The organism is uncultured Polaribacter sp., assembly GCF_947497695.1.
Lineage (GTDB): Bacteria > Bacteroidota > Bacteroidia > Flavobacteriales > Flavobacteriaceae > Polaribacter.
The window spans coordinates 1-24,881 of sequence record NZ_CANMHM010000015.1 but is presented as its reverse complement, the minus strand read 5'-3'; the positions used below and the strand labels follow the sequence as shown (position 1 = coordinate 24,881).

Sequence of the window (24,881 nt, the reverse complement as noted above, 5' to 3'; positions counted from 1 at the left end):
ATTTAGTAAACAAATATAAAAAAAAGTTTTTAAATAGTCTGATTATCAGGCTTTTTTCAATTCTATAACCGTTATTTCTGGCCAAATACCAACTCTACCAGGAAATGCATGATACCCAAAACCTCTGTTTACGTTAATATATCTACCAGCTTCCTCATACAAACCTGCCCATTGTTTGTATACAAATTGCGATGGACTAAATTTAAACCAACCAGGTATTTCAATCCCCATTTGCAAACCATGTGTATGACCACTTAAAGTTAAGTGATAATTAAAATCGTCTTTTTTTACTTTCTCTTGCCAATGACTTGGGTCGTGTGTCATTAATATTTTAAAGTCTTCTTTTTTTATGCTTGCTGATGCTTTTTCTAGATCGCCAGCTTGATTAAATCCTTTTCCCCAGTTCTCTACTCCTAAAAGAGCAATTTTTTGTCCGTTTTTTTCTAAATATCTGTGTTCATCTAACAGTAAATCAAAACCAATTTTTTGATGAATCTCTTTTACTTTTTGAAAATTATCTATTTTATCTTGCGGATTTTTCCAATCCATATAATCACCATAATCATGATTTCCTAAAATTGAATATTTACCTTCTTTGGCTTGTAATTTATCAAAAACATCAATCCAATTATCCATTTCATCTGCTTTATTATTTACAATATCTCCTGTAAATAACATGATATCAGATTTTTGCTGGTTAATTAAATCAACTCCATATTGTATTTTTTCTTTATTGGTAAAACTCCCAGAATGAATGTCAGAAATTTGAGTGATGGTAAATCCGTCAAAAGCATCAGGTAAATCTTTAAAAGATAATTGATATTTTAAAACTTTGTAATTGTATTTGCCTTGTATAATTCCGTAAATAAAAGACGCAAAAGGTATTGCTGCCAACCCTAAAGCCATTTGAGAAATAAACTTTCTTCTACCTGCTAAAGACTTGGTTTCTCCGTCTGAAATTGCAGAAATTAATTTTAAAATCCACCTATAAACATCTTCTCCAAAAAGGATAAAAATAACGACTAATTTTGGGATGGAAACTGTTAACAACAAACCCATTGCCATTTGAAATTGTGGTGTTTGTCCGTTGCTTCTATCATACGTAATTAGTGTGATAAAAAAATTAATATACGCTGCAAAACTTATCAATAAAAAAGAATAGCGAACAAATTTATTTTTAGAAACTGTTTTAAATGCTTGAAACGTATAGATTTCTACAAGTACAATTACAATTGTTAAAATAATTAGAGGAAAAAACCAACGTGGCATAAAAAATATTTAAAATTTTAGTAAAGATAACTGTTATAATGCCAATGAAATTTTAATAGGATGTTAAAGTTTTGTAGTTTTACTGCAATACGAATTCGTTAAAAAAATGGAATTAAAATCTAAGTAAGAATATAGAATTGTATTGCAAAGTTTAGAAGAAATTTCTGATGCTAAAATAAATTTTAAAGAATTAGATGATGCAGAAATTTTATCTGAAGCAATAGAAAATTACGAAAATATACACTACCCCATTTAAAAAATACAAAATGTCAGATCAAAAAAGAGTTTTTTTAGTAGATGCTTATGCATTGATATTTAGAGGCTATTATGCTTTTATAAAAAACCCAAGAATTAATAGTAAAGGTTTAGACACCTCTGCAATAATGGGGTTTATGAACTCACTTTTAGATGTTATTAAACGTGAAAGACCCGATAAATTAGCTGTTTGTTTTGATAAAGGTGGTAGTGTAGATCGAGTAGAAATGTTTGAAGCCTACAAAGCCAATAGAGATGAAACGCCAGAAGCTATAAAATTAGCGGTTCCTTACATTTATCAGATTTTAGAAGCAATGCACATTCCTATTATGGTAAAAGCAGGTTTTGAGGCTGATGATGTTATTGGCACCCTTTCTAAACAAGCAGAAAAAGAAGGGTACAAAACGTATATGGTAACTCCTGATAAAGATTTTGCTCAGTTGGTTTCTGATAATATTTTTATGTACAAACCTCGTTTTGGTGGTGGTTATGATATTTGGGGAGTACCAGAAGTTAAAGAGAAATTTGGCGTAGAAACCCCAGAACAAGTGATTGATTTTTTAGGAATGATGGGGGATTCTGCAGATAATATCCCAGGTTTACCTGGTGTTGGAGAAAAAACCGCTAAAAAGTTTTTAGCTGCTTATGGTTCTATGGAAAATTTATTAGCAAATACGCATGAGCTAAAAGGAAAAATGAAGGAAAAAATAGAAGCAAATGGCAAATTAGGTTTGCTTTCTAAACAATTAGCAACCATTATGCTAGATGTGCCTGTTACTTTTAACGCACAAGATTTTGAGCTAGACCAACCAGACACAGAAAAAGTGACTGAACTTTTTAACGAATTAGAATTTAGAAATTTATTGACTAATTTCTTAAAAACATTTGCTGTAGAAAATGCAGCAAGAGTAAATTCTGTAGAAGGCTCATCAGACACAACAACAAGTGACTTAAAAAATGGGAAGAAAAAAGCAACGCCAGAAGGACAATTCGATTTATTTGCTGCTCCAGGTTCTGGGTCTGTATCTGAAGCTGATATTGCATCAGGATTTAAAACCATTAAAAATACCGATCATTTTTATCAACATATAGACTCCCCGCTTTCTAGAAAATTATTTATTAAAAAGTTAATGCAACAAACATCGGTTTGTTTTGATACTGAAACTACAGGCTTAAAAGCTTTAGAAGTTGAGTTGATAGGAATTGCTTTTTCTTTTGAAGCAGGGAAAGGATATTATGTGTCTTTTCCAGAAAATCAAGAAGAAACAACAGCTATTTTAGAAGAATTTAGACCCTTTTTTACATCCGAAGAAATAGAAAAAATTGGGCATAATTTAAAGTATGATATTAAAGTATTATCAAACTATAATATGTCTGTAAAAGGGAAATTGTTTGATACCATGATTGCCCATTATTTGATCAACCCAGATATGCGTCATAATATGGATATCTTGGCAGAAACGTATTTGAATTATCAACCTGTTTCTATTACAGAATTAATTGGTAAAAAAGGAAAAAACCAACTTTCTATGCGTGTTGTTCCTATTGCAGATCAAACAGAATATGCAGTTGAAGATGCAGATATTACCTTTCAGTTAAAACAACTTTTTACAAGCGAATTAGAGGCTGGTAATGTAACAGCTTTATTTAATGATATTGAATTGCCTTTGGTATCTGTTTTAACTTCAATGGAAATTGAGGGAATAAATATCAATACTGATTTCTTAAAAGATTTGTCTGTTGCCTTAACGGATGATATTAACCGTCTAGAAAAAAGTATTTACGAGCAAGCAGGAGAAGAATTTAATATTGCATCGCCTAAACAATTAGGGATTGTTTTGTTTGAGAAAATGGAATTGGTTGCAAAACCTAAAAAAACAAAAACGGGTCAGTATAAAACTGGCGAAGATATTTTATCGTTTTTAGCAAAAGATCATCAAATTATTAGAGATATTCAAGAATATCGTCAGTATAAAAAATTACAAAGTACGTATGTTGATGCTTTGCCAAATGAAATCAACCCAAAAACAGGAAGAATTCATACACAATACATGCAAGCTGTTGCTGCTACTGGAAGATTGAGCTCTAACAACCCTAATTTGCAAAATATACCTATTAGAACAGAACGTGGTAGAGAGGTTCGTAAATCTTTTATTCCTAGAGATGAAAATCACATTTTATTAGCAGCAGATTATAGTCAAATAGAATTGCGAATTATTGCTGCTTTAAGCGAAGAAGAAAATATGATTGAAGCGTTTAAAAATGGCGAAGATATTCATGCTTCTACCGCTGCAAAAGTTTTTAATGTTTCTTTGGATGAAGTTACTAGAGAACAAAGAAGCAACGCAAAAACAGTTAATTTTGGAATTGTATATGGAGTTTCTGCCTTTGGATTAAGTAACCAGACAGATTTATCTAGAGGAGAAGCAAAAGAATTAATTGATACGTATTATGAAACATATCCAAAATTAAAAGCATACATGTCTGCCCAAGTAGATTTTGCTAGAGAACATGGATATGTAGAAACTATTTTAAAGAGACGTAGATATTTAAAAGATATCAATTCTAGAAATGGAATGGTAAGATCTGGTGCAGAAAGAAATGCAGTAAATGCTCCAATACAGGGTTCTGCTGCAGATATTATAAAAATAGCTATGATAAATATTCATAAACGATTACAGAACGAAGGTTTCAAATCGAAAATGCTATTACAAGTACATGATGAATTGGTTTTTGATGTTTTAAAAGATGAATTAGAGGCTATTAAACCAATTATAAAACACGAAATGGAAAATGCATTTAAAATGACTGTTCCGTTAAATATTGAAATGGATATTGGAGAAAACTGGTTAGAAGCTCATTAATCGTAAACAAATTTAGGCTGTTAATTGACTAAAAAGATACTGAAAAAAGTTCAGCATAGAATGGAATTAGATTATATAGAAAATTATAACGGACTTGAAGAGAATATTGTGCGTTTGTATAATTTTAACAAAGCAGAAGCTATTTTATTTAGAGATTTGTTAGTTGATACGATCATCATCAAAAAGCAAAAATTAGATTTAGCAGCAGTAGATTTTATTATCCCTAGAAATTGCAATTTAATTTTTGGTTTGTTTAGATCTGATGAAGGAATATTAACAAAAGATAACGAAACTTTTTTTTGTATTTTAACTTTAGAGGGGTTTAAAAAGATGGCAAAACTCTTAGAACCTTTTTGCAAAAAGGAAACTAGAGGTTATCAATATTTATATGAAATAGATAATCCTACAGATTTATTATTTTCTCCCTCTGCTGGTTTGGTTGATTGAAATAGTTGATTGTATTTTACTAAAATTATAACTAACTTAAAACAAACTAGTTAAATTCAATTTTTTTCACTACATTTATTGTGCTATAAAATTGAAAAGAATTGGATAAATTACCTACTATTTATTTAGAACAAAAGAAACATCGGAATGATGAGCAACTTTTGGTTCGTTTTACTTACAACAGTAAATTGGTTGCTCTTTTAAAAACTGTAAAGGGTACTTATTGGAGTAAAAGTTTAACTTCTTGGTATTTAAAAAACACTCCTGAAAATTTAAAAGCAATTACAACACTTTTTAATGGAGTAACTGATGTAGATTCGTCAAAAATAACTAAAAACCAACTTTTTAAAAGAGATTTAACGGAACCTCAAAAAACACTTTTAAATAATTTTTATTTATTTTTAAAAGGAAAAAGATATAGTAAAAGTACCATACAAACGTATACTTTTTTTGTTGCAGATTTTGTCAATTTTCATACTAAAACTCCTTTAGAAGAATTAACCAATAGAGATGTTGAACTTTTTATAGAAACCGTCTTTATAGAAAGAGATTATTCTATTAGTTCGCAAAGGCAATTTATTAGTGCTTTAAAAGTTTTTATTATTTTTTGCCCTCATACAAAAATTAATGATTTGGTTTTAGAAAGACCCAAAAAGTCTAGAAAACTGCCCAGTGTTTTATCTCAGGAAGAAGTTTTAAAAATTATTAGATGTACACAAAACTTAAAACATAGAGCAATTTTAGCATTAATTTACTCATGTGGATTAAGAATAAGTGAACTAATTAATTTAGAATTATCAAATTTTCATATTGAAAGAAAACAATTAATTGTAAAAAACGGAAAAGGTAGAAAAGACAGATATGTAAGTTTAGCTGAAAGTTTTTTACCTCTTTTATCTAATTATTATTACTCTTACAATCCCAAGGTTTATTTTGTAGAAGGACAAAATGGTGGTAAATATAGTACAGAAAGTATTAGACAATTTCTAAAGAGAAGTTGTTTAAGAGCTGGGATAAGAAGAACGGTTACACCTCATACTTTAAGGCATAGTTATGCTACTCATTTATTAGAAAACGGAGTAGATATAAGGTATATACAATCGTTACTAGGACATACAAGACCAGAAACGACTATGATATATACACATGTAAGAAGAAAGGATTTGATGGAGATTCAAAACCCGTTAGACATTGCTTTACAAAAATTAAATAATGTAGATAAAAACAAGGAAAATGTTTTATTATCCCGTAATATTTAACCAAAAAGCAATACATTTGATTTGATATAACCAGTTACCTGCAATCTGAAAAAACCAATCGAAATTTAAAAGAATGAATGTAGAAAGATTACACAGAATATTAATTGACCTTGACGAAGACATTGAATTAAGTAAAATAGCAACATTACTTACACAAGTTCAAACGCATTTACAAAATCAAATAAGTCAACCTAACCAACCAGCTCATCAAACGAATTTGGTAGCTTCTCTTGAGAAACTTTATAAAGCTTTAGAACAATCTAAATACAATAATTATTCGCCAAGTTGGAAAGAAGTTATTTCGGAAATTAGTGGCGATAATATTATTGGTATTGATTTAAAAAACAAAATAACTGAAATTTTAGCTTCTAATTCAATAACACCTGCAAAAGCATTAGAAGATATAAAAAAAATCACAACTGATTTTAAGGAATTTCAAACTGCAATTCAAAATACTTTAACAGGTCTTGGTGCTTTAGGAGTTGAACAGGAAATATTAGAACCTGGAGAATGTGAATTAGGTTATACAATTCCGAGAGATTTTGTAGAAAACAAATTATCGGAGCTGAAAAATGAAATTGCCGAATTAAATTTTATTCTTAATAATATTTCGGAAGCAGTAACTGGAGAAAAACAAGAATTTGAAGTTAAAACAATCTCTTCAAGTGAATTTTTACTTTATGTTGTCATTGGGCTTCAAGTTGCAAATGTTTTATCAAAAGCTACTGAAAGAATATTAAACCATTACAAGCAAATTTTAGAAATAAAGAATTTAAGAAATCAATTAAAAGCTACAGGAGTTCCAGATTCAAAAACTAAAGGAATTGAAACTCACGCAAATGGATTAATGGAGTCCGAAGTTAAAAAGATTGCTAAAGAAGTTATTAAAGAACATTACGAAGGAGATAATGGAAGAAAAAATGAATTAGAAAACGGATTAGTAATTTCACTTAATAAGTTAGCAAATCGAATAGACAAAGGTTTTAACGTAGAAATCAGAATTGAACCTTTACCTGAACCTGAAGAAGACGAGGAATTAAGTGAGAAAGAACAACAGAAAGCTGATTTAATACAATCAATAAGTGAAAGTGCACAAAATATTGAATATATCGAAACTCAAGGAAAATCAATTTTAGAACTTCCAGAGAAACAGGAGGAATAAAGCCTGCAGGTAACACCGTATATAATTTATTGCTGGCTTATTGCTTACTTACGAAAGTCCTCGCGGACTTTCTTGGTCGGTAATTATTAACTAAATTAGTTGCTTGAAACACGCAACAAACCATATACAAAAACGTTGGCAAACATTGAAAAAAAAATTCCGCTAAAAAATGAAATACAAATATTTAATTATTATAATTATTCTGAATTTTACACAAGCATCTTGTTCTAATGAAGAAAACGATTGCTTGACAGAAAAAAATGAAATTATTGAGAGATTTAATAAATTAATTGAATTAGCTGAAGGAGATGTATCAAAAACGAAAGCATTGATAAAACAAAGAGATGACAAAATAAAAATATTAGGTTGCTAAAAAGTTGAAAATTATGACAAAGCTGAAAGTTAGTTCTTGGAATGACGGAAAACATAACCAAAATGGAAATGGTTATGGAATTAGAGTTGGTAAAAAAGGGAGAGAATTTTTTAATAAAAATATATCTGAAATTAAACTATCAATCGAAAAAACTGAATTTATTAAAGTTAGATTAAGTTCAGGATTTTGGAGGAATTGCCCTGAATTTAGAGATAAACGAATTGGAGAATGGCTAATTTCTAATAATTTTGCACCTTGGAAAAAAGGGAAAACACCGAAATTTAATCTTACAATTTTAGATAATAATGAATTCCATTTAGAAAGAATAAATCCAAATAACTTTTAAGAAAAATTCTTAATTAATAAAAAAGTTAAGTTGAAAATTAAATTGTGAATAAAAACAACGATTTGCCAACACCATATATAATTTATTGCTGGCTTCTTGCTTACTTGCGAAAATCCTCGCGGATTTTCTTTGTCAGTAATTATTTACTAAATTAGTTGCTTAATTCACGCAACAAACCATATATAAACACGTTGTAATAAATTATTAAAAAATTGCTTCAAATGAAATTAGTATTTTCTTTAAATATATTTTCTGACATAATCCTCGCAATTATATCAATTTTAGTTTTCCTAATTATACTTGGAGGAATCCCATTACTTATTTCCAAAATATTTAATATAAATGTTATCAACAGGTCAGGAGAGATTATAGCAAAACCTCATTATCTAAAAGATATATCATCTAATTTAGCGGAAAAATATAGTTTAATTTTAAAAAAAATCAAATTAAATAGTAAGAAAGACTTTAGTTTAATTTTTAATTCAATGTCCAATAAATTAGTAAAACTTGAAAAATTAAATGAATTAAAAGAAAAAAAAGTCATAACCCAGAATGAATTTGAAATTCTTAAAAAAGAGATTTTAAAGAAATGAAAGAATTTTTATCAAAAATAATTTTATTAATAATTGGAATTTTATTCTTCATTATTTTCGATTGCAGTGGTGAAAGAAAAAGAGAGAATAAATTAACAGAATTTTGGGGTCAAAAAACATCAGAATTTTTTAAAAACATTGACTGTAATAAATTAACCTATAATCCGAAAAAAATTGAATTTGATAAAATTTTTATTTTAGGTAATAGCTGTAAACTAATCCAAGAAAGTTATTATAACTTGAATGTTAAACAGTTTTCAGTTACAGAAGGAATAGGCAATTCTATTACGAAAAACATCGAAGAAGCTGAAGTTATTATTTGGATAAAACGACTAGAAAATGGAAAGAAATACGGAAATTATACAAATGGAGCTTCTGCAATTAGATTAAATTATGAAGTTAATTTAATTAATAAAAAAACAAAAAATATTTTTAAAAAATCAACTTTTGAAGGTTTAGGAACACCTCCAAAAGAAATCAAGAGGAAATTAGGAAATAATAGTCCTCAATATTTTGGTAGCATACCTTATCAACAAATTACTGATTTCATATTCTTTGATTTTTAATAATTATAAACCATAACTTATTACAACACCGTGTATAATTAATTGCTTGGTTTTAGACAATTTACGAAAGTCCTCGCGGACTTTCTATCTGTGATTTAATTACTAACTTTAGTGCTTAAAACACGCAACTAATCATACACAACAACGTTAGCAACAAGCAGGAACTAGTATAAATAACAAAAGTCTAATTATGAATAATGAATCTAAAAATAGTCGAAATATACCATTAGCTATTCAGCGTGAAGTTAGACAAAGATGTGGTTTCGGTTGTGTTATTTGTGGGTTACCATTATATGAATATGAACATATGGAAGGTTGGGCTAAAGTAAAAAGACATAATGCTAATGAAATTACATTATTATGTGACCAACACCATAGAGAAAAAACTGGAGGTCTATTACCTATAGAAAAAGTGAAAAATGCTAATAATAATCCTTTTAATTTAAAAAATAATCAATCAAAACCATATACTCTTCATTACAGTGGTAAAAAACCAAAAGCTAAACTTGGAACTTTAACAATAGAAACAAATGATAATGGTTACGGAACTCAGTTTATTCCTTTATTGATAGATTTAATTCCTATTATAGGTTTCGTCTTAACAGATGGACATTTCTTACTTAATCTTAAAATATTCAATGAATATAATCACCTTGTATTAAATGTCGTAAATAACCAATTAGTTTATAAAGCCGACCTTTATGACATACAACTTGTTGGGCGAAAATTAACAATAAGAAAAGGATTTAGACAAATTTTACTAGAAATTATTTTTAATACCCCTGACATTATAGAAATAGTTAAAGCAGACCTATATGTTAATGGACTTCATTTAACTATAGTAGGAGAAAAAATCACTATAAATAATGTAAATGCTGAAATTAATTTCAAAAATTCAACTATGACTGCTCCAGTGGGTATTTCAATAGGAGAATATAGAGGTCAAAGTGCTGCTTATGGAATTGAAAAAATTAATAGATATAAAATTGAATAAAGCCAGTTGCTAACACCGTGTAAAAAAAATTGCTTGTTTCTGTAATTATCATTTGTTCTGTTTTTCTTTATTTACTATCTTTAAATTCGGAAAGTTTAAGCGTTTTTAAACGCAACTTTCCTTACACATAAACGTTAGCAAATATAGTTCTCAATAATAATCTTGAAAAAATCACGAATGAAAAATACTTTACTAATTTTGACCATATTTTTATCTACATTATCATTTTCACAAGTTTCAATAAATGAAGGGATTTATTTCGCAAGAGAATATAGTAAAGATGTTTCACTATACCGAGCAAAAAGCTTTGTCATGTCAAAAATTATTGGAACCGAAGAAAAAGTAACTAAATTTGAAATAGACCCTTTAGTTGCTGCGAAATCTGGTGAATTAACTACTTTAGTTTATAAATGTGAAGAAAAGAAATTAAGTGGTTTAGTTTTAGCTTTTTACGGAGATAGATGGAATGAATCTGGAATTTCTTATCAGGCATACGCTTTTAAAAACTTACCAATAAATAACGCCTTGGAAGTTTTATCAAAACTTGAAAAAATTATTGAAGATGAATCAAAATTTCTATCTCAAGATTACGACAATAACAATATGTTTTTTAAATATGATGATTTAACTTTTTTGATTTATAAAATTGGTGGTGGAGGTGGTTCGAAAATTAGAGTATTTTGGAATGGTTTTAATTCAGATTGGGAAACAACTGCCCTTAAGAGAACAAAAAGGAGGTTTGAAGAAAATATAAAATAGCAATTCTATACTTTTTTATTGAAAAAAGAAATTATAAAACGTTTGAAACTGACTCGCTCGTGAAATTTTATTTAAGAATCTCGGAAAATGAAGAAATCTAAATTGCGGAAATTTACTCAAAAATAGGAAACCAAAATTGCGGAATTTCGAATCAAACGTGAAATTGAGCAAAACTGCGGAATTAAGCACGAAACGTAAAACCAAAATTGCGGAATTTAAAACTGAACATAAAATTGCGAAATTAAGAAAAGAATGAAAAACCAAAATTTCGGAATTGCCAATCAGACGCTGAATTTGGAAATTAATAACAAACAGTCGAAAAATAAAAAAAACTACATTAGCTAACACTATGTATAATTTATTGCTTTTTTTGTTTTTCGGGCGAAAAACCTCGCAAACTTGAATTTCTGGTATTTTTGCTTACTTTTTTGCTATATTTACGCAACAAATCATACATAAATACGTTGGCAATAATTAAAAAAAAACACGAATATGAAAGAAAAATTTATTGTAATTATAATATTAGGAATTATTTTCCAAAGTTGCATAACTAACAAATATTTGAGTTCAGCAACGCCTACAAATGAAATTACGAATATAGAATACTTTGAACCCTATTCTTATATTCAATTAATAAAAAAAGGGAATAAATCTGAATTGAATGATAGTTTATCTTTGGAATCTAAAAGAATAATTGACTCTGTAATTTATTCTAATAAAAATTTGTATAAAATCAAAAACAAAATTATCATTGAGAATAGTTCCATTAATGAAAAAGTTGAAAACGAATTATCTTTCTTAATTCAATCAGCTATGCAAAAAAGGAAATTAGAAGGAATTAAAATAACTCCTGTAATTGATTCAATCCTTGATTCTAGAAACCAAAGATTTGCTCTTGGAATCGTTGGTGTCGGATTTGGAAGAAAAAAAGGAAATTATGGCGGACAAGTAGCTAAAGGTGTTGCTGTAGGAGTTTTAACATTGGGACTTTTTGCTCCAGTTCCAATAAAATCAAATCTTTCACTATATTCTGTAATTATTGATTCTCAAAAAAATGAAATTGCTTTTTATAAAAAGACATTACCAATTGAAAAATCTCCAACTGACCCGATTATAATAAAAAGGCAATTAGATAAAATTTATGAAAATTATTTATTTAAAAAGAAATAACTATTGCCAACACCGTGTATAAAAAATTGCTATTTTAGTACTTAACCAAAGGCAGTTGCGTTTTTATGCACTTTGATTTACCGTTGGAAAATCCTCGCACACAAAACCGCAACTTTTCATACACATAACCGTTGTGTGTAATGCGAAAAAAATCCTGAATCGAATTGAAATATAGTAATCTGAAATTAGTAAAGTCATAAATGGAACAAATAGAAGAATTTAAAATAATCGGAATAGAAACGAGAACATCCAATGAAAATGGAAAAGCATCAGAGGATTTAGGCAAACTTTGGGAACAATTTTTTACTACAAATGTTCCAAACAAAATTGTAAATAAAGAAAGTGATGAAATCTTTGCTATTTACACAGATTACGAATCAGACTATAAAGGAGAATATACTTGTGTTCTTGGAATGAAAGTTAATTCCCTTGAGCAAATACCCAATAACTTAATAGGACGTGAATTTCAAAATGGAAAATACCAAAAATTCATTGCTAAAGGAGAAATGCCAAATGCAGTTGTAAAAACTTGGAAAGAAATTTGGTCAAAAGACAAGGAATTAAATAGAAAATACACAGCAGATTTAGAAGTTTATGGGAAAAACTCACAAAACGGAGAAAATTCGGAAGTAGATATTTATATCGCAATGCAATAATCGGAATGAACAGTAATCTAAATAAAATTAAAACGGAAATTTATAACAATTGTTCGCTTGAAATTTCTGACTTCATAAAGGAACTTGAAGGAAAAGAATATGACGCTTGTCAATTCGAATTAAACGGAATGAAAATTATTTGCAGAAGTTCTAAAATCACACCTAAAAAAATCGGCCAATTTGTAACATTCTGGAGACGTAATAAAGAAGGAATAACAGAACCTTTTAACGAAAATGATAAAATTGATTTTTATGTTATAAATGTAAGTTCAGAAAATAATTTTGGCCAATTTGTATTCCCAAAATCTGAATTAATTAATAAAGGAATAATATCAACAAAAATAAAAGACGGAAAAAGAGGATTTAGAGTTTATCCAAAATGGGACAGAGCAGAAAATAAACAAGCAAAAAAAACTCAAAAGTGGCAATTGAATTATTTTTATGAAATAAATAAATTGACAGACTTAATAAAAGTATCTGAATTATACGAAAAAAGTTAGTTATGAAAAAAGCACTACACACAACACCGTATATAATTTATTGCTGGCTTATAGCCTACTTGCGAAAGTCCTCGCGGACTTTCTTTGTCCGTAATTATTTACTAAATTAGTTGCTTAAAACACGCAACAAACCATATACATCAACGTTGTACACCATTAAAGAAAAAAATTGAAGAAAGAAGAAAATAATAAGGAATTATCGAATTCATTAGTAGAAACAATATCCAATTCAGACCTAACCATCATTGGAAAAGATATAATAGAAATTGGAGTTGATAAAATTTTATCAGAAGGTCTTTTAAAAGAAATCCCTGTAATTAATATAGCAACTGGATTTTGGAAAACTGGTATTGCTATTCGTGATTTTAGATTTGTCTCAAAACTTCTTTATTTTTTAAATGAATCCTCAAATTTATCTCTTAAACAAAGAGCAAAACTAATAGAAAAACTTGAAGACAATAATTATCAAGCTGAAGCTGGAGAAAAATTGATTTCTATAATTGACAATTTAGAAACAAAGTCAAAAGCTAAAATTCTTGGTAAAACCATTTGTCTTTTCGGAAATGAAGTAATAACAAAAGAAGAGTTTTGGAGAATAACATTTGTAATTGAAAAATTACCTTTGGTAGACTTCTATGCAATAAAGAATTGGAAAGATACTGACTTAAATAAAGTTGAACACGTTAGAAAACATCTTTATATGTCAGTCGGAATTGGCTGGTTTGTTCTCAACACTTCCTCAACTGGATTTTTATGGTCAGAAAGACTTTGTGAAATAATATCAGAAAATTTAATTAAATAAAAATTAAAATATGAAAAAAAGAAAATTTATCATTTTAGGAATTTTAGTATCATTAATTGGATGTTCAAATCCAAATCAAGAATATTTGGAGAAAATAAAAAACCAAGTTAAAGAAGATGCTTTGGGTGTTGAAATGAACTATAAAAACATTTCTTTTCAATGGGTTGACACATTGTTTGTAAAAGAAAAACTGAATTTACTTAAAACAAATTACAAAGAAAGTTTAAATACAATTTTAGATATTGAATATTTCGCTCAAGATAATTTTAAAAAAGGTAAATTATTTTCATTAAAGTATTTAACTAAAGATAGATTAGAAGAACTCCGTAATTGGGAGAAAAACGAAAGAGGAATACCATTTAACAAGGAATTTAAAGATTATTACGAATTCGCTTTTGCAAACAGAAATGCATCAAAATGGACTACTGAATTATGTAATCAAATTGAGAAAACTGACAATTTACTAACTCGTTTTGAAAGTTTAAAAGAGGGAAATCTTGAATTGATTAGTAATACACTCTGGTACTACAAAAGAATGGATGATTTTAATTCAAATAATTCTCCGAACGCAATATGGGAAAGAGTAAATAACAAACTTATAGAATTAAAAAAACTTGAAAAGGAAATTGACACGTTATCAAAACTAAATCCTGAAAATGTTTTAAGTTATAAATCATTGAACCATTATAAAATCAACAATCCTATATTGAATAATGCAGAACAAGAGCTGAAAAAATATTTTTTATTTGACAGTAAATTTAATATAATTGGAAAAGAAGAATTTAGAAAATAACGGTGTACAACACCGTATAAAAAAAATTGCTGGTAAAAGCCTACTTACGAAAATCCTCGCGGATTTTCTTGGTTCGTGTTTTATTTATTAACTTTATTGCTTAAACCACGCAACTTTTCTTATACAACAACGTTACAAAACATTAAAAACGAACCTATGAAAATCAAATTACTTTATTTAATAATATTTTTTACAACAAATTCTTTCTTTTTGTTTTCTCAAACAAATGTAAGTGGAGGACTCTTTAACGACACCACTTGGAGTATTAGTGGAAGTCCATATATAGTAACTGCTGATGTAGCACTATTTCCAGGAAATACATTAACTATCGAGCAAGGAGTTACTATAAAATTTAATTCAGGAACAAAATTAATATTAAGAGGAACACTTATTTCTTCAGCTGCTACTGGAAATGAAATAATTTTCACATCTAATTTAAGTAATCCAACCAAAGGAAGTTGGACAGGAATAGAAGTAGAAAATAATCAAGGGGGTAAAATTATTGCTTCGAATATCAAAGGTGAATATGCTGATAATTTTATTCGAATAATGAATTCTTCGACTGGAGAAGTTTTGAATATAAATAATTCAGAAATTAAAAATTGTAATCGTGCTTTTTATGGTTATGACGGTCATTCTAATCATACAGTTATTCTTGATAACTTAAATGTCAATAATAATAATTACGGATATATATATGCACAGAATGTAACCCTTACAAATAGTGTTTTCTCAGATGGCGAAAAAGGAATACATTGTTGGGAAAACATACCAAATATGTCTATTTCTGATTCTGAATTTTATAACTTTTCGATATGGCCTTTTAATATGGAAGGAGAAATTGACAACTGTCATATTCACGATAATGCTGTTGGAATTAGAATGAAACCAAACCTAATAGTAAAAAATTCTACTATTGAATTTAACGTTATTGGTATTGAAGCTAATTATCCAAATCAAATTTCTGGCGCAAATATTTTTGATAATAAAATTTGTGATAATTCTCAACACAATTTCAAACACCTTTATAGTTACCCAATTACAATTTCTAATAATTGTTGGTGTTCCAATGTTGAAAGCAAAATTTCACAAAGCATCTTTGACGCATATGATGATGTTTCATTGGGTATTGTAACCTTTACACCATTTAAGAATAACTGTTCAAGCACATTAAATACTGAAACTTTTAACATTAAAAATGACTTAAGTTTCTATCCTAATCCAGCAAGAGACAAAATTACTTTATCAGAAAACGTACAAGGAAATTATAAGATTTACTCAATAAATGGAGTCCTTGTAAAAAAAGGAATAGTAACTAAAAAAATGAATATTTCTGAACTTAGTAAAGGTCTCTATCTAATAAAAGTCACTAATTTAGACCAAACCGAATTTTCAATAAAAAAACTCATCAAAAAATAACGTTTTGTAACACCGTGTAAAATTAATTGCTGGTTTTAGCCAATTTACGAAAGTCCTCGCGGACTTTCTATCTATGATTTATTTACTAGCTTTAGTGCTTAAAACACGCAACTAATCTTACACAAACACGTTGTACACCATTTGAGAAACACCATTTGAAAAAACTGAAATACATATTAATAATTATATTTTTTGCCTTGACAAATATTGTATTTAGTCAAGTTAGCGGAACTATATTAATGGATTCTTTATCATTACCCGGAGCTGAAATTAAATTTAAACAATCTGACAAAATTGTTTCAGCAGACTTTGATGGAAATTTCTCTTTGCCTATTGAATCTAAAACTGGAAATGACAATTTAATAATATTATATGCTGGGTTATCAATAGAAATTAAAAATATTGAATTGAGTAACGGAAAATTAAATATTGGAGAATTTGAAATGCCATATTTTAAAGATATTTCTATAACGGAATTTGAGCAACTTTCGGAATTGGAAAAGAAAAACTGTCTGCCAACTTACTGTTGGGGACAACTACTAGGATATTTGCGGACTGACAAACTTGGAAATGAGTATCTGACTTTAAATTGTAAAGAAAAAATCACGGAATTTGAATTCGATCCGACTACTAAAACCATAGTCGTTGATTGGAATTTAATAAAGGATTGTAAATAAAAAAAACGGTGTACAACACCGGCTATAGTTCATTGCTGCGGATTTTCCTATCGGAAAATCCTTTCACTTTTACTATCTTTGGTTTACGGCGGAAAATCCTCGCGGATTTTCACGCAACGAAACCATAGCCAAACACGTTACCCACAATTAAAAATGATTGAAACAGGAATAATAATTAAGAAAATTTTTGACCCCTATTTTGAAGCACCGCTTGAAATATGGGAATCATTTGCTACTTTTTTAAAACGAAATTCCTATAAGAAAAATGAAATCATAAAGGAAGTCAATAAAAAAGAAAATAATCTTAGCATAATAGTTAATGGTTCAGCAGGGATATTTTTATGGAGAGAAAATTCAACAATTTGTCTTGATCTGTGCTATGAAAACGAATTTTTTGGAGACTATATGTCATTCTTAACTCAAGAGTCAACCGAATTATTCACTCAAGCAATTGAGCCAACCGAAATACTATCTATTTCATACTCTGACCTAAATGAATTGTATAAAAACTCAACAATAGGAGTAAATATTGGTCGGATAGCATCTGAATCACTTTTTATTCACAAGCAAACACAACAAATTGATTTATTAATGCTCACTGCTGAAAAAAGATATTTGAAACTTTTAGAACGACAACCAAAAATTGTTCAACGAACACCTCAAAAACATATAGCATCATACTTAGGGATTACCCCCGAAAGTTTTAGTCGGATTAGAAAAAAAATCACCCTTTAGTTTTCTTACCATATATCAAGTTTTTTTAGATAAAGGAAATTGACCTTTGCATTATTAATCAAATCGAATAATTATGCAAAATATAAAAATCTCAATACCTATACTTTTAGTCGTAGCATTCACTATTGGCATTTTATTACTATCAGGACAAACTAATAGAATTGGTATTGAGGTAAATAAAAATAGTTATATAAATTTTCAAATAAACTACCAATTGTTATTGTTGGGAATTGCCTTTATATCAATGATTAGTTCATTCATTCTTAATCCAGAAAGTTTCAAATCTATACTATCAATCGGAAATTTATCAGCAGTAGGTGAAGAACTAAAAATATTTGGAATAAAAAAAGGAGATAGTTGGCTCAAAACAGGTGTTTCTTTATCCATTTTTATCAGCCTAGCAACAGGAATTTTTATGTATTTCCAACTTAAAGGACAAACTATTGATTACAGTTTGTTAAAAACAGGCTTTCTTTGGATTGTCTTATTCTCGTTAACCAATTCATTTGCAGAAGAAATGATTTTCAGGGTTGGAATTAATGGCCCATTAGCAAATTTACTCTCTCCAAATAAAATATTTCTCATTTCTGCTGTGATTTTTGGGGTAGCACATTTTCAGGGTATGCCAAGTGGAATTCTTGGAATTATCTTAGCAGGATTGTTAGGTTATGTTTTAAGTAAATCTATTCAAGAAACAAATGGAATATTTTGGGCTTGGTTTATTCATTTTCTACAGGATGTTATTATAATTGGCTCAATATATCTTATTAAAAGTTCATAGAAGAGTAAAAAAGTGGGTAACACTGTATAAAAATAATAGCGGTTTTTGTGCTAAAGTCTAAGGTAGTACATTTGTACAAAGTTCAGTGATAAATTAAATGGTAAGTGTCTTCAAATCCGCTACTATTCTTATACTAACCGTTGGCTGTAATTAAAAACCGAAATCAAAATTAACATATGAAATTAAAAAGAAATTTATTTACAATTCTATTTTTGACAATTAGTGCAATAGGAATTGCGCAAGATTATAAAAACGAACTGAAAAAGGAGTTTAATGATTATTTGAGTACAATTGTAAATATGGAATTTGAAAAATCTATGGAATATATTGTTCCTGAATTTTTTGAAATTATTCCAAAATCGCAAATGATTAAGTTTATGAAAATGACTTTTAACAATCCAGATATGGAATTTGAAATAAGAAACCCGAAAATCTTGAAAGTTAATGACAAGAAGGAAATTGAAAAGAAATATTATTCACTTCTTACTTATTCAAATCAAATGAATATGAAAATAAAAGGAGAAGAAGGAGAAACAAAAGATGAAAAAACAACGAGAATAAACTTGACTAAATTGTCATTGGAAAGCACTTTTGGTTCTGAAAATGTTGTATATAATGAAAAAACTGATTTTTTTGAAATTCAATCTCAAAAAGACGTTTATGGAATTTCTGAAAGCGGAGAAACAAACTGGAAATTTTTAGTAATTGAAAAGAAACAGAAAATGATATTGGAAAAATTACTACCAAAAGAATTGAGTGAAAAAATATAAAAAACTACAGCCAACACCATATATAATTTATTACTTGTTTCTTGCCTACTTGCGAAAATCCTCGCGGATTTTCTATTCGGTTTTTATTTACTAAATTTAGTGCTTAAAACACGCAACAAATCATATATAAAAACGTTGGCAAACATTAAATGAAAAAAATTATAAATCGTTTTGGAATTATATTAATTACTGTAATAGTTTTAATTTCTATTTTTCTTTTTGTGATTAAAAGCTTTTTCAGCTCCATTGAAACTTCATTTGGTCCTACTTTTAGAACTATAGAAATAGAGAACCCACTAGGAAAGATTATTTGTATTGAAGAATATAATGCAGATTTGGCTGATGTCTTTTATGATATTGAGTTTAATTTAGAGACTAGTGATAACAATATTATTAATTTAGGAAAATTATATTTTCAAGGAGAAGAAAACTGGCAAAATGAATTTGAACTTAAAGAAAGTGAAAATTGGTATTATTTAAGTTCTAACGAATCCAACATTTATGATTTGATTTTGATAAATAAAGCATCGAAAGAAAATTTTAGCCTTAATCTGAAAAGAAGTCAACCTAAAAACAATGAATTATGGAAAAATAGAAAATATAGTGTTGAACTTCCATATTTAACCACTTTTACGATTGATTCTATAATAGAAAAAACCTTATACATAAAATATGAATATCAAAATAGAGAAAATACTGAATTGACTAAAGAGCAAACAGTCGAATTTAAATTTCACGACCTAAATAAAAACTTGGAAATTATAAATAAATCTGAATTAGAATAAAAACGATTTGCCAACAAGGTATAAATTTTATTGCTAAGTAATAGCTTACTTGCGAAAGTCCTCGCGGACTTTCTAATCAGTAATTTTTTGCTTACTTTTAGCTTGAAAACAACGCAACAAACTTTATACAGAGCCGTTGGCAACCATTACCAATCACACTCAAAAGGAATGAGAAAAGAAATAACCGAAAACGAATCTATTGCAATTGACTTTGCTTTAAAAAAATACTTAGATTTATACCAAGAAGGTGAAAAAGTGTTTAAAAAAGCATTACCCTTTTTTATGAAGGAATTTGTTACAGAAGGAAAAAGAATAAAATTCATAATTTCAGAATTAAGAGCTTTAAACCTTCTTACATATAAAAATGAAAGAGGAATTGAAACATTAGGACATAAATTTAATCGTAAAGAAATAAGTGAATTTCTAAAAAATGGAGGAATGACTAAATTATGGCTTGAAAAAGAAAGTAAACGTTTAAACATAAAGCTAATTAATAAAACATTAGAAGATTATAAAACAACAAAATATATTTCTTGGATAAGTTTAGCTATTGCATTAATTCTTTTATTTCTAAAACTAACAGGATTAGATAACAAATAAATGTTCCTATTGCCACGAATAACATTTCTTGACCTTCATTTTTAAAAATTTTGAATTTAAATATACTTTTGGCGGATTGAAAAAAACGGTTGCCAACACCGTGTAAAAAAAATTGCTTATTTCTGTTTTCTCTTTTATTTTCCATTATTTCCAATTATCTTTAGTTTTTAATCGGAAAGTAAACGCTCATTTAAAACGCAACTTTCCTTACACAATCACGTTGTGCTTAATGCGAAAATCGTGCTGAAATTTGAACATTTGAACTAAAAAAGCCAGCCGCTCAAACAGCACATTTGGTTTTTTTGCCGACACATAAGCCAACGCTAAAAAAACCAAAAGAGCTGTTTCTTGCCAACGCTCACCACCAAACTGAATTGAAATGCTGAAAAAAATCGAACTAAAAGGAGAGCAAAAAAAAGTACTATTCTTACCACCAACTAATCCAATTCAAATAAAAGGAGTTGCAGGAAGCGGAAAAACAACAGTTGCACTTTACAGAGCGAAACATTTACTTGAGACACAGGCGAATCTTTTCCAAGAAACGAAGATTGTAATATTTACATACAATAAAACTCTTGCTGCATATATAAAAGCTATCAAGCCCTATATAAATGGAGGTTATCAAAAAGATAGTGACGAAATCAAACCTAAAACAGAAGATGGACTAAATGTTCAAATAATAAACTTTCATAGTTGGGCATATCGCTTTGTAGGAATGGAATATAACCAAACTATAATGCAATGGACTCAAATTGAAATTATAGAAGACATAATAAGTAGATTAACTTCAAATAGTTCAAAGATTTTAGAAAAGAGCGCTGAATTTTTTCAGGAAGAAATATCTTGGATGAAAGGTAAAATATTTAAGAATAAAACAGAATATCTTGAAGCTGCAAGAACAGGAAGAGGAACTTCCGACCGTGTTACTAAAACAGACAAAGAAGTTATTTGGGTTGTTTACGAAAAGTATAATAATGAGTTAAAATCTAGAGGAAAAGTTGATTTTGATGATTACGCACTACTTGCGTTAAATAAAATTCAAAATGATGCTAATTTTATTCCGCCATATACACACATAATAATTGATGAAGCCCAAGACTTAAACAAAGCCCAAATTCTAACTATTTCAAGTTTAGTAGATACTGAAACAAATAGTTTATCAATAATTGCAGATGCAGCTCAAAGAATTTTTAAGAGCGGTTTTGTTTGGAGTGAGGTCGGTATTAATGTTAGAGGTGGTAGAACTATAGAGTTTAAAAATAATTATCGAAACACTATACCTATTGCAAATGCAGCATTATCTCTTTTAGATAAAGAGAATGACAAATCCGAATTTACAACAGTAAAAGCAGCTAGAAAAGGAACAGAGAAACCAAAGGTTGCCTATTATTCAGATTTTGATGAGCAATTGCATCATCTTGATGACCAACTAACTATTTTAAAGAATAACAAAAACCTTAAAAGTACAGTTGTCCTTCATAGGTCAACAAATGGTGTGAAACAAATAAAAGATTTTTTAGATGCTAATGGATTTTCGACTGAATTAGTAAAGTCAAATCTACCTGTAAACTATGGAAGTGATAGTATAAAAATTTGCACAATGTCTTCAGTTAAAGGGCTTGAATTTAATACTGTCATAATTCTTGACCTTAATGACGATATTATACCTTTTCCGGCAGGATTTATTGAAGCAGATGATGAATTCCATATTTCCACTGAAAGAAGATTACTTTATACTTGTATGACAAGAGCAAGAAACAATCTTTATCTTTTTTCAAGTGATAAAGATAATCCCTCAAGATATTTAAAAGAAATAAAGGCAGATTTATTGAATGATATAAGTCCTAAGAGTTCTGCGAAAAAGTCATATGATGATGACTTACCTTTTTAAAAAGAAACAATGAGTTTAAAACCTAATTATACGGAATTTCAGGAAGAAATAGACAAAAGAAAGATTGACTGTTTAATTCATTTTACACCAACGAGAAATTTATTCAGCATTCTAGAAAATAACGAGTTAATGAGTAGAGCCAAATTAGAAAATTTGGATATTGAACAATTTGACATATTAGATTATGCACAATTTACAGATGATGTACGTTATGATGATAAAAATTATATTAATCTTTCCGTTTCTGGTCCAAACACCTTTTTGTTTTCAAAATTTCGACAAAAGACTAAAGAAGATTTTACAATAAATTGGTGTGTTTTAAAAATAAATCCAAAACACATCTATGACGAAAATACATTGTTTTCAGTAACTAATGCAGCTTCTAATGTTGCAAAAGGCATTGGAATTACAGGAGATATTGAGAAGTTTAAAATGTTATTTGCTCAAAGTATACCTATTCCATATGGAACAAGAAGTAATATTGCTAACAAATACCCAACAAATGTTCAAGCTGAAATATTAGTCCGAGATATTATTTCGTCAGACAGTATTATAGCAGTTTGTTTTGAAAATGAAGAAAGTCTAGCAGCAGCTAAAGGAGCAATGTACTCTTTTGATACAAGTAAATTCATTGTTAATAAAGAAATATTTTCACCAAATCGTACAGTATGAAAGCAGAAACAAAATACAAAGGCAGTTTAAAACTTGCAGCAATTGGAGATGCTTTAGGTTGGATGACTGAATTTGAAAAAAATGAAAATTCTTTAAAGAAAAAGTTTGGTACTGATTACATCAATTCGTTTCACGATTGGGAAAAAAATGTTGGCGGTAGATTTTACGGTTATGTAGATAAACTTAATTCAGGTTCGTATTCTGATGACACTCAACTCTTACTTTCAGTCGCTCGTTCAATCAACAAAGATGGTTTTGTCGACCAACAATATTTTGCAAAAAAAGAACTGCCAGATTGGTTACTTTATTCAAGAGGAGCAGGAAGAACTATAAAAAATGCAGCTCGAAAAATAGAAAGAAAATCTGCTAAATGGAATAATAACTTTTTCACATTTAAAGCAGGTAAAACAACAATAGACTATAGAGAAAGTGGTGCAAATGGTGCAGCAATGAGAATATTGCCAATTGCATTGGCAAATTTCGGAGAGCAAGAAAAAATCAAAGAAGAAATCTTTGGCAATAGTATAATAACTCACGGACATCCAAGAGCTATTTTAGGAGCAATGCTTTATGGATATTCCGTTGATACTATTTTGAGATTTAATCCCGATAATTTCAACTACAAAAACTTTCTTACCGAATTAGGAAAAGACATTCATCAAAAATTCTCTATTGACTTTTTAGATAATCCAAAATTAAAAAGTTGGGAAACCGAATGGAATAAAAACTCTAAAGAACCTTTTAGAATTTTATTCAAATCTATTGTTGATGAAACACAAGAGTATTTAAGAACAACCTATAAATTGATTACTAATAATTCATCTGATTTTGATGCGTTATCTAAACTTGGTTGTTATAAAAACGAGACGAAAGGTTCAGGCACTTCTACTGTAATTGCAGGTATTTATTTAGCTTGTAAGTATTCTAAAGAACCCTTAAAAGGAATTGAGCAAGCTGTAAATTCAATTGGAACTGACACAGACAGTATTGCTGCATTTGCAGGTGGTTTAATTGGTGCTTTACACGGACAATCTATTATTCCATCAAAATGGAAAAACGTTCAAGACCTTGATTATATTGATGCAATTTCAATTCGCTTACTTGAAATTTCCGAAAGTCGAGCAGATTTTAATAAGATAACAAACACAAAAAACACTAAATCTATTTCAGAGATTGAAAATGACAGTTTTGAAATTAACGAAAGTGTCTTTCTTGAAACTTTAGGAGATGGAAGAATTGAAGCAATTGACAGACAAAAAACGTTAACAAAAGGAAAATACAATCTGATTTTAGATGTTCAATTTGACAATGGACAGTTTTGTCGATTTGCGAAATTATTGAGTATCGTAAAAGAAAATAAATCTGAATTATTTACCGAGAGCTTGGAAAAGGAAGTTAACCTATGGAATGGACTTAATTTGGATTACAAATCAAAAGAACGAATTGAAAAGTTTATGGAATCTCTAAACGAAACGGATAAAAAGGAATTTAAGGAAATAATAAAGTTAATAGAAAAAAGAGTCCAACGCTAAAAGCCATACACATTTGCAATTCGCTTCTGCAACCACACAAGCCAAAAATTGCAAAAGAGTATGTCTTGCCAACGCTCAATTCTGAACTATAAGAAACATCGGAAAACCAAGCTGAACGTGAAAAGCACTATGCACAACAAAGAACTGAGTTAAAAAGCAAACAAATTCTTCATTAAATTTAGGCATTATTTATCTGGCATTGTTGAAGTAG

At 28.7% G+C, this 24,881-nt stretch carries 26 protein-coding genes; 25 read left to right on the top strand and 1 reads right to left on the bottom strand.

The window, feature by feature from the left end:
• Positions 1-45: 45 nt before the first annotated feature.
• Positions 46-1,269, bottom strand: coding sequence for a metallophosphoesterase (locus Q0731_RS11765; RefSeq protein ID WP_299064309.1), 1,224 nt, complete (start codon positions 1,267-1,269; stop codon positions 46-48).
• A gap of 266 nt (positions 1,270-1,535) precedes the next feature.
• Here Q0731_RS11765 and polA point away from each other — a divergent pair, with 266 nt between their 5' ends.
• From polA to Q0731_RS11640, 25 genes are all read left to right on the top strand, one after another.
• The gene (polA, locus tag Q0731_RS11760) at positions 1,536-4,388 is read left to right on the top strand and encodes a DNA polymerase I (protein ID WP_299064307.1); all 2,853 of its coding nucleotides are present in this window, start codon (positions 1,536-1,538) and stop codon (positions 4,386-4,388) included.
• Between the two features lie 60 nt (positions 4,389-4,448).
• On the top strand, positions 4,449-4,835 hold the full coding sequence (locus Q0731_RS11755) for a hypothetical protein (RefSeq protein WP_299064306.1): 387 nt from the start codon (positions 4,449-4,451) through the stop codon (positions 4,833-4,835).
• A gap of 101 nt (positions 4,836-4,936) precedes the next feature.
• Entirely contained in the window at positions 4,937-6,094 is a 1,158-nt protein-coding gene (locus tag Q0731_RS11750) for a site-specific integrase (RefSeq protein ID WP_299064305.1), read from the top strand.
• Between the two features lie 73 nt (positions 6,095-6,167).
• A complete protein-coding gene (locus Q0731_RS11745; protein WP_299064304.1) occupies positions 6,168-7,256 on the top strand; it encodes a hypothetical protein in 1,089 nt (362 codons plus the stop codon).
• 169 nt (positions 7,257-7,425) lie between these two features.
• Complete coding sequence (locus Q0731_RS11740; RefSeq protein ID WP_299064303.1) at positions 7,426-7,629, top strand: hypothetical protein; 204 nt, start codon at positions 7,426-7,428, stop codon at positions 7,627-7,629.
• 13 nt (positions 7,630-7,642) lie between these two features.
• The gene (locus tag Q0731_RS11735) at positions 7,643-7,975 is read left to right on the top strand and encodes a hypothetical protein (RefSeq protein ID WP_299064302.1); all 333 of its coding nucleotides are present in this window, start codon (positions 7,643-7,645) and stop codon (positions 7,973-7,975) included.
• A 221-nt stretch (positions 7,976-8,196) separates the two neighbouring features.
• Positions 8,197-8,568, top strand: coding sequence for an SHOCT domain-containing protein (locus Q0731_RS11730; protein WP_299064301.1), 372 nt, complete (start codon positions 8,197-8,199; stop codon positions 8,566-8,568).
• The gene (locus Q0731_RS11725; protein WP_299064299.1) at positions 8,565-9,134 is read left to right on the top strand and encodes a hypothetical protein; all 570 of its coding nucleotides are present in this window, start codon (positions 8,565-8,567) and stop codon (positions 9,132-9,134) included. The genes Q0731_RS11730 and Q0731_RS11725 overlap by 4 nt, the downstream gene beginning before the upstream one ends.
• Before the next feature lie 190 nt (positions 9,135-9,324).
• Entirely contained in the window at positions 9,325-10,128 is an 804-nt protein-coding gene (locus Q0731_RS11720) for a cell division protein (RefSeq protein WP_299064297.1), read from the top strand.
• A 312-nt stretch (positions 10,129-10,440) separates the two neighbouring features.
• The gene (locus Q0731_RS11715) at positions 10,441-10,887 is read left to right on the top strand and encodes a hypothetical protein (protein WP_299064295.1); all 447 of its coding nucleotides are present in this window, start codon (positions 10,441-10,443) and stop codon (positions 10,885-10,887) included.
• Positions 10,888-11,379: 492 nt separating this feature from the next.
• A complete protein-coding gene (locus Q0731_RS11710) occupies positions 11,380-12,057 on the top strand; it encodes a hypothetical protein (RefSeq protein WP_299064293.1) in 678 nt (225 codons plus the stop codon).
• A gap of 200 nt (positions 12,058-12,257) precedes the next feature.
• Positions 12,258-12,713, top strand: a complete 456-nt coding sequence (locus Q0731_RS11705) for a GyrI-like domain-containing protein (RefSeq protein WP_299064292.1) — start codon at positions 12,258-12,260, stop codon at positions 12,711-12,713.
• A gap of 5 nt (positions 12,714-12,718) precedes the next feature.
• A complete protein-coding gene (locus tag Q0731_RS11700; RefSeq protein ID WP_299064290.1) occupies positions 12,719-13,213 on the top strand; it encodes a MepB family protein in 495 nt (164 codons plus the stop codon).
• A 169-nt stretch (positions 13,214-13,382) separates the two neighbouring features.
• Complete coding sequence (locus tag Q0731_RS11695; RefSeq protein ID WP_299064288.1) at positions 13,383-14,015, top strand: hypothetical protein; 633 nt, start codon at positions 13,383-13,385, stop codon at positions 14,013-14,015.
• A 10-nt stretch (positions 14,016-14,025) separates the two neighbouring features.
• Positions 14,026-14,808: a hypothetical protein gene (locus tag Q0731_RS11690; RefSeq protein WP_299064286.1), complete on the top strand. Its 783-nt coding sequence runs from the start codon at positions 14,026-14,028 to the stop codon at positions 14,806-14,808.
• A gap of 96 nt (positions 14,809-14,904) precedes the next feature.
• Entirely contained in the window at positions 14,905-16,227 is a 1,323-nt protein-coding gene (locus Q0731_RS11685; RefSeq protein WP_299064284.1) for a T9SS type A sorting domain-containing protein, read from the top strand.
• 239 nt (positions 16,228-16,466) lie between these two features.
• The gene (locus tag Q0731_RS11680) at positions 16,467-16,904 is read left to right on the top strand and encodes a hypothetical protein (protein WP_299064282.1); all 438 of its coding nucleotides are present in this window, start codon (positions 16,467-16,469) and stop codon (positions 16,902-16,904) included.
• A 153-nt stretch (positions 16,905-17,057) separates the two neighbouring features.
• The gene (locus Q0731_RS11675) at positions 17,058-17,639 is read left to right on the top strand and encodes a Crp/Fnr family transcriptional regulator (RefSeq protein ID WP_299051774.1); all 582 of its coding nucleotides are present in this window, start codon (positions 17,058-17,060) and stop codon (positions 17,637-17,639) included.
• Between the two features lie 73 nt (positions 17,640-17,712).
• Entirely contained in the window at positions 17,713-18,420 is a 708-nt protein-coding gene (locus tag Q0731_RS11670) for a CPBP family intramembrane glutamic endopeptidase (protein WP_299051775.1), read from the top strand.
• A gap of 176 nt (positions 18,421-18,596) precedes the next feature.
• Positions 18,597-19,190 (top strand): hypothetical protein, encoded by a 594-nt coding sequence (locus Q0731_RS11665; protein ID WP_299064280.1) that lies wholly within the window; start codon positions 18,597-18,599, stop codon positions 19,188-19,190.
• 149 nt (positions 19,191-19,339) lie between these two features.
• Positions 19,340-19,975 carry a hypothetical protein gene (locus tag Q0731_RS11660; RefSeq protein WP_299064277.1) on the top strand — a complete coding sequence of 212 codons (636 nt, stop codon included), beginning with the start codon at positions 19,340-19,342 and terminating at the stop codon, positions 19,973-19,975.
• A 168-nt stretch (positions 19,976-20,143) separates the two neighbouring features.
• Positions 20,144-20,575, top strand: coding sequence for a hypothetical protein (locus tag Q0731_RS11655; protein WP_299064276.1), 432 nt, complete (start codon positions 20,144-20,146; stop codon positions 20,573-20,575).
• A 379-nt stretch (positions 20,576-20,954) separates the two neighbouring features.
• Positions 20,955-22,466, top strand: a complete 1,512-nt coding sequence (locus tag Q0731_RS11650) for a UvrD-helicase domain-containing protein (RefSeq protein ID WP_299064274.1) — start codon at positions 20,955-20,957, stop codon at positions 22,464-22,466.
• Between the two features lie 9 nt (positions 22,467-22,475).
• Positions 22,476-23,138: a DarT ssDNA thymidine ADP-ribosyltransferase family protein gene (locus tag Q0731_RS11645; RefSeq protein ID WP_299064272.1), complete on the top strand. Its 663-nt coding sequence runs from the start codon at positions 22,476-22,478 to the stop codon at positions 23,136-23,138.
• Positions 23,135-24,670 (top strand): ADP-ribosylglycohydrolase family protein, encoded by a 1,536-nt coding sequence (locus tag Q0731_RS11640; protein WP_299064270.1) that lies wholly within the window; start codon positions 23,135-23,137, stop codon positions 24,668-24,670. Before Q0731_RS11645 ends, Q0731_RS11640 begins: the two co-directional genes overlap by 4 nt.
• The last annotated feature ends 211 nt before the right edge of the window (positions 24,671-24,881 follow it).